Origin of the sequence: Enterorhabdus sp. P55 (assembly GCF_009911695.1) — a bacterium.
GTDB lineage: Bacteria > Actinomycetota > Coriobacteriia > Coriobacteriales > Eggerthellaceae > Enterorhabdus.
Genome location: NZ_QWKK01000170.1, coordinates 1 through 3,258, shown reverse-complemented (window position 1 = coordinate 3,258; position 3,258 = coordinate 1). Strand labels below are relative to the sequence as shown.

At 69.5% G+C, this 3,258-nt stretch carries 3 protein-coding genes; all 3 read right to left on the bottom strand.

Features of this window, described 5'->3' with window-relative positions; genetic code table 11:
* Positions 1-2: 2 nt before the first annotated feature.
* A complete protein-coding gene (locus D1643_RS11900; RefSeq protein WP_160710545.1) occupies positions 3-1,265 on the bottom strand; it encodes a HipA domain-containing protein in 1,263 nt (420 codons plus the stop codon).
* A gap of 5 nt (positions 1,266-1,270) precedes the next feature.
* Positions 1,271-1,516 (bottom strand): helix-turn-helix domain-containing protein, encoded by a 246-nt coding sequence (locus D1643_RS10385; RefSeq protein ID WP_236643559.1) that lies wholly within the window; start codon positions 1,514-1,516, stop codon positions 1,271-1,273.
* Positions 1,517-1,845: 329 nt separating this feature from the next.
* Positions 1,846-3,258 (bottom strand): radical SAM protein (locus tag D1643_RS10380; protein ID WP_236643558.1); only part of this gene is annotated, 1,413 nt, incomplete at its 5' end.

Sequence of the window (3,258 nt, the reverse complement as noted above, 5' to 3'; positions counted from 1 at the left end):
TCCTATCGCAAGCCGTCGCGGCGCTCCAGAAAGCCCGCCCCTATCCGCCTCCCCACGTCCTCCGCCTGCGGGAAGCCTTCCTCGGCGACGGCCTCGGCCGCCCTGCGCAGGGCGGCCGGGAACGTCTCCGTCAGCTCCTCCAGCTCATCGCAGGCGAACCGGACGCCGACGCCGCACGCGCGGGCGGTCTCCCTGATGTCTTCCCACCTCACGTCATCGATGCGACGGGAGCGGCCGAACGACACCCCCATCTCCCGATCGAGCTCGGGATAAACCGTCGTGCAAGTGAGATCGTACAGCGGCGATATCTCCCGCGACGACCAGTCCTCGCTCCACAGCATCGAGTGGTTCTTCAGGTGGTTGTCGGCGTTTCCCATCGCCCAGTCCAGAAGCAGGCGCGAGAGCAGCAGCCTCCGATCCCCGAACGGATTGGAGCTTCCCTCTCCCACGACCCAAGCGCAGTGGTTCGCGTAGTTCCCGTCCGTGGGCTCGTACTTCTCGAAGCAGTCCGGCAGCGCCTGGAGGAAGTCCTCCTGATGCAGGCGGCGCAGGAACTCGTCGCCGGCGTCGATGCGGTCGAACCGCTCCACGGCGATCAGGGGCTCGCAGCCCGCGACGGGAATCAAGCGGCAGGGAGCCACGTCGAACCCCAGCTCGGCAGCCGTCCCCATGCAGATGGCCTCGTTGACCGTCTGGCCGGGGAAGCTGCCGTCGCACGCCTTCACGATGTGGCTGGAGGGCGCCGTCCCCTGAGGGTAGGACCAGGAGCCGGAGGAGGCGTCGAAGAAGAGCCCAACCTTCATTTGCGCCCCCGCTAGCGAGAGCCGTGAGCGGCTGGCAGCCCGCGGGGCGAACTCCCCGGGGTGCTCGGCGAAGCGCACGAGGTCGCTCTCCCCGAGAGGGACGTAGCCGCGATTCTCCGAGGGAGGCCTCCCCTCCTCGCTAAACACCAGCGCACCGGCAGACTCATCGTTCAAGCGGGCCAGAAAGGCTCCTGCATCGTCGGCCTCAGCATGGAAGGCGCGACCCAGGCTCCGCCTCATGCTTCCCTCGGGCAGAATACCGTTGAAGAACGACGCGGCCTCCCGGGAGGAGAACGCCCCCGGCCGCAGGGGAAGGCTCCGGGAGATCGAGTGCGACGTGCGGTTCTGAAGATAGGATTCGGAGTAGGCGAAGCTCATTTCGCCATGCGCGGGCGCCACTCGGCCAACCTCTTCGAAACAACCGAGGTACTCGCGGTAGACCACCAACTCGCTGCCCGCCATGGCCCCTACCTCTCGAACGCGACGACATCGACGCCCAGGGCCGTCGCAAAGGCGAGCACCTTGTCGATTCCCACCGTTCCGCGCCCGCGCTCGATCTCCCCCACCAGCCGCGGGCTGAAGCCCAGCATGTCCGCGACCTCCTCCTGGGTGTAGCCGAGCCTCTTGCGGCGGGCTCGGAGCGCTGCCCCCAAGGTGGCGCCCCCCGTCACACGCAGCCCCTGGGCTAGCATCTGATCACGACTTATATCCATGGGAATCCATTTCTTACCTATAGGTAATTATCTTGACGACGCCCATACTATCATACCTATAGGTAAGAAAATGGCCTTACCCGCTGAAATCATACCGAGAAGTGCGGCCTGGTCGCGCTGCTGGCCGGCGGGATGGCGCCCGCCGCGTTCGCGCTGGCCGCCGGCGACGCGCAGACCACACAGACCCCCCATCGAGCTTTCTGAGCCGGTAGGCGACGCCTCGCCCAAAGGCGGCTCCTCCCCTACCGGGGGTGACGAGGCCGCAGGCGCGGCAAGCCCCGTTTCTCTCCCGCCAATCGATCGATCCTCTTCTCCGTCAGCCGCAGCCGCTAACCCCAGCAGGTCACCCCAGCGGCCGCGTCAGCTGCGGCGGTGACGTCGTCGAGCTGCACGGGCGCGGCGTCCTCGAGCGGCTCCAGCTTGAGCTCGCGCAGGCGCAGGCAGCCGCCGTCGTCCACGGCTAGGCAGCTCGACACGCAGGGCCGGGCCAGGTCGCCATCGGGCCGTCGCACGGCCGCGGCCGCCGTCAGCCAGCGCGGGTGGAACGTCGTGGCGTCCGCCGCGTCGTCTTCCAGGAAGTCCGCGCAGCCCGCCTTCCCGAGCGCCGCGCGCACCGGCGCCCTATCGAGCCCGAACGCCACCCCCGCCTTCAGGAAGAAGTCGCCGTAGTCGAAGGCGTAGCGCGCGTCGACCCCGCGGTGCGGCTCGTTGACGTTGCGCACCTGGGCGCGGTGCTTGTTCTCAAGCGAGCAGTAGTGCAGCCCCAGGTCGAGCCCCTCCTCCCGCGCCCACAGCATGAGCGCGAGGCACGCTTCCTCACTCCCCTCCACCGCCAGGGCGCCGGCGTAGGAGTAGTCGAAGAACACGCGGAACGGCGGGTTGCGCAGGGTGAGCCCGAGCGACTCGTACACCGGCCAGTTCCACAGCGGGTAGCAGAACTCCAGCAGGTTAACGCCGTCCACGCCCAGCGCGTCCAGGCGCCTGAGCAGCCCTCGCATGAAGTCCTCTGTGCCGGGGATGACGGGCATCTCCACCATCACCGTGCCGATGACCCCGCGCGCAAGCGCCAAGTTGCCCAGCACGCGCTCGAGGGCTGCCGGGGGATCGTCGTGCTTCACCGAGAAGCGCACCTCGTCGAGCCCTGCGTCACGCAGCCGCTCGAGCAGCGCGCGGTCGAGCAGGTCGCCAGCCGTGTAGAGCCGCCGATGCGCGTCGGGGAACAGCTCGCGCGCCCGCGCGAAGAACGCCACGGCCTCATCGGGCATGAGCAGAGGCTCGCCCCCGGTGAGCGCCACGCAGGCCGGCGGCTCCCCCTCCGCCGCCAGGTCGTCCAGCTGGCGGCGCCAGGGGAAGGGGTTCTCGCAGTAGTAGGCGAACTCCTCCTGGTTGGGATTGAAGCAGAAGAAGCAGTCGCGGTGGCAGTTGTTGGTCAGCGCGAAGCTGCGGCTCACGCAGGCGCCCGTGCAGGCCGCGCAGGCCCGGCTGAGAAAGCCCGACGCCACGCTGGCTCCCCCGTTGCGCACGCGCCCGTCCGCCGCCTCGATGCGCGCCATGAGCGCGCGGGCCCGCTCGCGGCGGGCGTCACGCGGGGCGAAGGAGACGCCGGTGGCCTCGATGGCGCGCCGGTAGTCGTCCTCGATGCCGCGGTAGAGGGCGAGCGCCGCGTCGCGGGCCGGGTTGGGCGCGCCGTCTACGCGCACGCCCCCGCCGCCGGCGCCCGTTGCGCTCACGCGACGCCCCCG

Excerpts from the sequence above, each read along its gene's own strand:
- D1643_RS10385 (WP_236643559.1), bottom strand. The coding sequence starts at position 1,516 with ATGGATATAAGTCGTGATCAGATGCTAGCCCAGGGGCTGCGTGTGACG.
- D1643_RS11900 (WP_160710545.1), bottom strand. The coding sequence starts at position 1,265 with ATGGCGGGCAGCGAGTTGGTGGTCTACCGCGAGTACCTCGGTTGTTTC.